Genomic DNA, 6,789 nt, shown 5'->3' with positions numbered 1-6,789 from the left:
GTATCGAAATCCACGGGACCACACCGGGCGTTCGATGTGGAGGAGTCGCGGTTTTATGGGGGCCGTAAACCCCGGACGCGGCTCGCCCGCGGTCGCGTTCTCGGTGTGGGGTTGTGGGCCGCGCGGGCGCGGGCGGGGGCGCCCGCCCCAATCGCTTTACGGCCCCCGAGGGGCGCGTGGGCGCCCCGGGCCGCACCGGCCGGGTCCACCTCCGAGATCACCCTGACCGACCCCGCCGGCACACAACCGCGCGCCGACCGCCCGCTGGTGGCCGGCGCGAGCGGCTTCCTCCACCGGCAGACCGGGATCACCGGGCTGCTGTGGACGGACTACGCCGCCGGCACGAGCACGGTCGTCCGGACCGCCGACGGCGTGTACGCGCCCACGGGTGTCTGCGCGAACCTCGGCTCGTCGACCTGCCCCACCGCCTGGTACGGCAGCGACGCCGACCTGGTCGCGCTGCCGTCGTCCGGCTCCGTCGCCCTGTGGGACCCGGCGACCCGGACGACGACGTCGTTCACCTCGGACGAGGCGTACCGGGGGCTCGCCGGCCGGACGGTCCTCACCGAGTGGTCGGTGCACGACCTCGTCGACGGCGCCTGGCGCTCCCGCGCCATCTCGCCCAACAGCATGCGGATCACCTCGGGCGCGGTCACGGCCGCCGACGCGCACGGCGTGCTGTTCAAGGTCGACAGCTATCTGTACTACCTCGACCTCGCGACGGCCACCGCCACCAGGGCCTTCTCCGGCATGGACGCGCGGCCGTACACCGTCCTCGGTGACGACCGGATCGGCTGGTACGACGCGGCCGGCGGCAAGCTGCACGTCAAGCCCCGCACGGACCCCGGAGCCGACGAGCAGGTGATCGACCTGCCCTCGCCCGGTGCCCAGCTCGACGGCGCCCCGGTGCTCTCCGGCGACTGGCTGCTGCTCCCGCTGCACACCGGCACCGGAACCAGCGAGCTGCGGGCCGACTCCCTGAAGGACGGCTCCTCACACATCCTGGCGGCCAAGGCGGGGGCGTACGTGCTCCGCGCGTCCGGCGACGCCGCCCTCGTCACCGGCGGCAGCGGCGCGAGCGACTGGTGGGTGCGGCGCTTCACCGAGGCCGCGGACGGCACGCCCGGCCTGGGGCAGCTCGCCCAGATCCCGGCGACGGAGAACGCGAAGACCGGCCTGGCGCTCAGCCGGGGCTACCTCCGCGTGGCCGAGGACAACCCCTCCAGCACCTCCGACACCACCTCGTGGCGCGCCATCGGCAGCGTCGGCGGCCAGTTGACGGCGACCGCCGCCACGGAGAGCGGTTCGGTCAGCCCCAAGTGCCCGTACGCCGGCACCACCTGCTCGGCGATGTGGGGCAACTACGGCAACGGGCCCAGGGACGTCTACCTCGACACCTACTACGACGGTGACGAGGGCGGCAGCGGCCTGTCCGACGCGGACCGGCTCGTCACGATCGGCTACAACCCCCTGGAGTTCCACACCGCGGGCGGCGCGATCGTCGACGTCTCCGACGACTACGCCGTCTACAACTCGGGCGGCTCGGCCCCGATGCAGTACATCGGCGAGTTCGGCCAGGGACAGAAGCTGAAGCGGTCGGTGCGCGCCGCCGCGCTGAACGGCTCGACCCTCTGGAGCGCCTCGACGACCGGCAAGCTCACCTCGTACAGCCTGACCGAGGACAAGACCCTCGCCACGGTGACCGTTCCCGGCATGTCCTGCGTGCCGAGCGAACTCCAGGCGGCGGGCCGCTGGGTCTACTGGGCCTGCGGCGGCGGCTCGGCCGGCGTGTACGACACCAAGGCGGCCACCTCCCGTGCGGTGAGCGGCGGCGACGTGCTGCTCGGCGACGGCTTCACCATCCGCCACGACCGCGCCGCGGGCACCCTGGTGCTGACGGACGCGGTCACCGGCACCAGCCGTGTGCTCGCGACCGAGGTCCCCGACACCGGCCTCGCCATGGACCGCCGCTTCAAGTGGACCCTGGACGAGTACACGGGGCTGGTGGCCTGGACCGATCTGTACGAGCGGACCCACATCGCCGGAACCGGTGTCACGCCGTCGGCCGTGACGGCCTTCAAGTCCGAGGTATCGGACTTCGTGGGCTCCTCCGCGTCACCCTTCCGCGGCTCCTGGCTGCTGTCCCGCCCCGTCACCTCCTGGTCGGTGACCTTCACCTCCGTCCAGAGCGGCGCGCGCGGCAAGGCGACCCGCACGGTCACCAGGGGCGCGTCCACGGCGTCGGTGGCCACGGACTGGTCCGGCACGACGGTCGACAACGCCCGCTTCCCCAACGGGCAATTCACCTGGACCCTCAAGGCCACCGGCACCGGCACCGCCTCGGCGGTCACCGTGGCCACCGGCAAGGGTTTCCTGGAGGGAGGCGCGCCGGTGCGGCACGACTTCTCCAGCCCGGACGGTCCGGACGGCCGCGGCGACCTCCTCACCCTGAACTCGTCCGGCGGCCTGACCTTCCAGTCGGGCACCGGCACCGGAAAGTTCGGCGACAAGATCAGCGGTTCCGGCTGGGCCACGAGCATCAAGGCCGTGCCGTTCGGCGACCTCGACGGCGACCGCTGCAACGACGTCCTCGTCCGGTACAGCAGCGGCGCCCTGCGCCTGTACAAGCCGCACTGCGGCGCGGCGGTCACCCCGAAGACGTCGTACACCACGCTCGCGAGCAGCGGCTGGACGCAGTACGACGTGCTGACCTCACCCGGTGACGTCACCGGCGACGGCCGGCCGGACCTGATCACCCGCGCGTCCTCCACCGGCACCGTCTACCTCCACAAGGGCACCGGCAGCGGCACGCTGTCGGCCCGCGTGAAGCTGTACGACAACTGGAAGGGCTACAAGAAGGTCGTCGGCGCCGGCGATCTGAACGGCGACGGGATCGGCGACCTCCTCGCGCAGGACAGCGCCAACACCCTCTACCGGTACGACGGCAAGGGCGACGGCACGTTCGCGCCGCGGGTCAAGCTGTTCACGGCCTGGGGCGCCTCCTACAACGTCGTCGTCGGCGTCGGTGACATCACCGACGACGGCAGGGCCGACCTCGTCTCCCGGGACAGCGGCGGCACCCTGTACCGCAACAACGGGGACGGCAAGGGCTCGTTCGGCTCCCGCACGAAAATAGCCACCGGCTGGAGCGGATACCGGTCGATCTCCTGAGGCCGACCGCCTTGGAAAAGGGGGCACGGACGACCCGTCCTGTGCCCCCTTTTCTTCGCCGAAGGCCAGGTGAGAGCCCGGTGAAGACCCGGCAAAGAGCCGGGAAAGCCGCCCTCCGTCCAATGCCGCCGATCCGTAATGGACCCCGGCTCCACACGGTGCCCGGCCACCCGTATGGTTTCCGCCATGGCAGTCCCCGAGGTCATTCCGATCGCCTACGAACCGAAGCACCGCACCGAGACCATCGGCCGGTACGCGGACGGTCAGTTCCTGGCGTCGATCACGTACGCCTTCCCCGAAGGGTTCCGTCCCGACGACGGCTGGGAAGAGCACAAACGTCTGTACACCGTGCTCCACACCTTCGACACCGAAGGTCATTACCAGGACTCGGAGATCTGGTGCGCCGGCACCTGGGCCGAACAGCACGGAGCGCCGTACGGCGAGTTCTCGGTGCTCTCCCGCGCCCGCGTCCACCTGGCGAAGCTGCTCCGCAGCCTGCCCCGGCGCTCCTACACGGACATCGCGATACGGCCGTTCCAGATCACCGTCGACGGCGTCCGGTTCGGTCTGGTGACGGGCGTCGACGAGGGCGAGGGCTGGGCCGAGCTGTACCCGGACGGCCTCGGCTTCTCCGAACCGTGGAACGGCACGTACGACACCTGAGCACGTCCCCCTTCACGGGCTGCCCTGCCGCACACCCGTGTTCCGGGCCCTTTGCCCGTCAGGGGGCGAAGGGCCCGGAACCGTTGTGCCCCGGGCCCCTGAGGTACCGAGGGATCAGGACGACGTGGCCGACGGGCTCGGTGCGGTGTCGGTGCTGTCATGGGTCTCGTCCGGGGCGACGCCCATCGTCAGGCGGGCGTGGACGCCCCGGGCGAAGTGCCTCTTGTCGTACGCGAGGTACAGCAGCCCGCCCTCGTGCCCGTTGCCCGGGTAGATCGTGTCCTCGTCCAGCGTCGTGCGGGTGATCGTGCTCGTGGAGTACGGGGCGACCTCGGCCGACGCCAGGACCGACTTCTCCGAGAAGAAGAGCTGGCCCGTGTGGCAGGTGCGGCCGCCCTCGTAGCCCGCGTCGGTCCAGGTGCCGTCCACATGGACCTTCACGTGGATGTGGACGCAACGGCCCTGGTACCAGCCGGGGAAGACGGTCCGGAAGGTGACGTGGCCGTGCCGGTCGGTCTTCCAGGTGCCGCGCAGATACCGCTTGTCGTCGGTGGGCTCGGCATGTCCGCCGCCGCCTCCGGGCGGAGGGCCGGACGGGGGTTCGCCGGTCGGCGTGCCGGTGGGCGTGCCGGTCGGCCCACCGCCGCCACCGCCACCGCCACCGCTGCCCATCGCCTCGTAGCCGGAGTACACACCCAGCGCCGAGCAGTGCCAGATGTCCACCGCCGCGTTCCTGACCGGCTTGCAGGTCTCTACGTCGATCACCTTCAGCACGAGGGTCAGGGGGACGCCCTCCTGGTCCTCGGTGATGTCCTTGCGGATCTTGTCCGCGTCGATGTAGTAGGGGCCCTCGACCGACTCCGAGGTCAGCGTGTAGCAGGTCTCCGCACGGGACGCGGCCGTCGCCGTGTCCTGCGTGGCCGCGAACGCGTTCACGGCGGCCGCGCCGCCCACGCCCACGGCCGCCACGGCCATTCCACCCGCGACGACGACCCTGCGCCGGGTCATGTTCCCTTCGTGCGTTGGTTCCTGGTTCTCAGTCATGCGCGGGACGGTAGGGAGCCGACCTGTCAGCAGCATGGGTGCGGGCTGTGTTTTCACACGCCCCACGAGAATGGCCCGGAACCATCGCTGGTTCCGGGCCACTTCCGTGTGCGTCACCCTCAGGAGACGCGGAGCCTGCCTACTTCGGCTGCGGCTTGCGGACCGAGAGGTGCAGCTCGCGCAGCCGTGTCTCGTCCAGCTCCGTGGGCGCACCCATCATCAGGTCCTGCGCGTTGCCGTTGAGCGGGAACGCGATCGTCTCGCGGATGTTCGGCTCGTCCGCGAGCAGCATGACGATGCGGTCGACACCCGGGGCGATGCCTCCGTGCGGCGGGGCGCCGAAGCGGAAGGCGCGCAGCATGCCGGCGAACTGCTCCTCGACGGTCTCCCGGTCGTATCCCGCGATCTCGAAGGCCTTGAGCATGATCTCGGGCTCGTGGTTGCGGATCGCGCCGGAGGACAGCTCGACGCCGTTGCAGACGATGTCGTACTGCCAGCCGAGGATGTCCAGCGGGTCCTGGGTCTCCAGGGCCTCCAGACCGCCCTGCGGCATCGAGAACGGGTTGTGTGAGAAGTCGATCTTGCCGGTGTCCTCGTCCTTCTCGTACATCGGGAAGTCGACGATCCAGCAGAAGCGGAAGACGTTCTCCTCGAAGTTGCCCGAGCGCTTCGCGGCCTCGACCCGCACCGCGCCCATGATCTTCGAGACCTCGTCGAACTCGCCCGCGCCGAAGAACACCGCGTGTCCGGCGGCCAGGGAGAGGCGCTTGGTCAGCTCGGCGACGTTGTCCTCGGTGAGGAACTTGGCGATCGGGCCGGTCAGCGAGCCGTCCTCGCCCACGCGCACCCAGGCCAGGCCCTTCGCGCCCTGCTCGACCGCGTAGTCGCCGAGGCCGTCGAAGAACTTCCGGGTCTGACCGGCCACGTCCGGCACCGCCAGGGCGCGCACGTGCTTGCCGGCGAAGGCCTTGAACTCGGAGCCCTCGAAGATGTCGGTGATGTCGGTGAGCTCGAGCTGGGCCCGCAGGTCCGGCTTGTCGGAGCCGTACTTCAGCATCGACTCGCGGAACGGGATGCGCGGGAAGGGCGAGGTGACGTGACGGTCACCGCCGAACTCCTCGAACAGCTCCGTCATGAGCTTCTCGATCGGCTGGAAGACGTCCTCCTGCTCGACGAAGGACATCTCGACGTCGAGCTGGTAGAACTCGCCCGGCGAACGGTCCGCGCGGGCGTCCTCGTCGCGGAAGCAGGGCGCGATCTGGAAGTAGCGGTCGAAGCCGGAGATCATCAGGAGCTGCTTGAACTGCTGCGGCGCCTGCGGAAGCGCGTAGAACTTGCCGGGGTTCAGCCGGGAGGGGACCACGAAGTCGCGCGCGCCCTCGGGAGAGGTGGCGCTGAGGATCGGGGTGGCCATCTCGTTGAAGCCCAGCGTCGTCATCTTGTGACGGATCGCGGAGATCACGGCCGTGCGCAGCAGGATGTTGCGGTGCATGCGCTCGCGGCGCAGGTCGAGGAAGCGGTACTCCAGGCGGCGCTCCTCGTTGACACCGTCCTCGGCGTTGATCGTGAAGGGAAGCGGCTGGGCGGCGCCGAGCAGCTCGACCTCGCTCACCTCTACCTCGACCTCACCGGTCGGCAGCTCCGGGTTCACGTTCTCCGTGCCGCGCGAGACGACCTTGCCGTCGACACGGACGGTCGATTCCTTGGAGACCCTGTCGAGGGCCTCGTAGGCGGGGGTGCCGGGGCGGGCGACGAGCTGCGTGATGCCGTAGTGGTCGCGCAGATCGATGAAGAGGATGCCGCCCAGGTCTCGGCGATTGTGCAGCCAGCCGCTCAGCCGGACGTCGCTGCCGACGTCAGAGGCGCGGAGCTCGCCGCAGGTGTGGGACCTGTACCGATGCATCGAGGTTC

The 6,789-nt window shown here is 70.2% G+C and carries 4 protein-coding genes; 2 read left to right on the top strand and 2 right to left on the bottom strand.

Annotated elements, in window-relative coordinates; genetic code table 11:
• Nucleotides 1-267 precede the first annotated feature (267 nt).
• Both ACFXGX_RS38085 and ACFXGX_RS38080 read left to right on the top strand, forming a co-directional pair.
• Complete coding sequence (locus ACFXGX_RS38085) at nt 268-3,171, top strand: FG-GAP repeat domain-containing protein (protein ID WP_384801337.1); 2,904 nt, start codon at nt 268-270, stop codon at nt 3,169-3,171.
• Nucleotides 3,172-3,357: 186 nt separating this feature from the next.
• Nucleotides 3,358-3,834, top strand: coding sequence for a hypothetical protein (locus ACFXGX_RS38080; RefSeq protein ID WP_384801335.1), 477 nt, complete (start codon nt 3,358-3,360; stop codon nt 3,832-3,834).
• 114 nt (nt 3,835-3,948) lie between these two features.
• On the opposite strand, the gene ACFXGX_RS38075 is transcribed toward ACFXGX_RS38080, so the two are convergent.
• Both ACFXGX_RS38075 and aspS read right to left on the bottom strand, forming a co-directional pair.
• A complete protein-coding gene (locus ACFXGX_RS38075; RefSeq protein ID WP_384801332.1) occupies nt 3,949-4,878 on the bottom strand; it encodes an intradiol ring-cleavage dioxygenase in 930 nt (309 codons plus the stop codon).
• 139 nt (nt 4,879-5,017) lie between these two features.
• Nucleotides 5,018-6,781: an aspartate--tRNA ligase gene (gene aspS, locus ACFXGX_RS38070; RefSeq protein ID WP_384801329.1), complete on the bottom strand. Its 1,764-nt coding sequence runs from the start codon at nt 6,779-6,781 to the stop codon at nt 5,018-5,020.
• Nucleotides 6,782-6,789 lie beyond the last annotated feature (8 nt).

This window comes from Streptomyces sp. NPDC059371 (assembly GCF_042751995.1).
Taxonomy (GTDB): Bacteria; Actinomycetota; Actinomycetes; order Streptomycetales; family Streptomycetaceae; genus Streptomyces.
The sequence above is the reverse complement of the archived record's forward strand: the minus strand, read 5'-3'. Positions and strand labels throughout refer to the sequence as shown.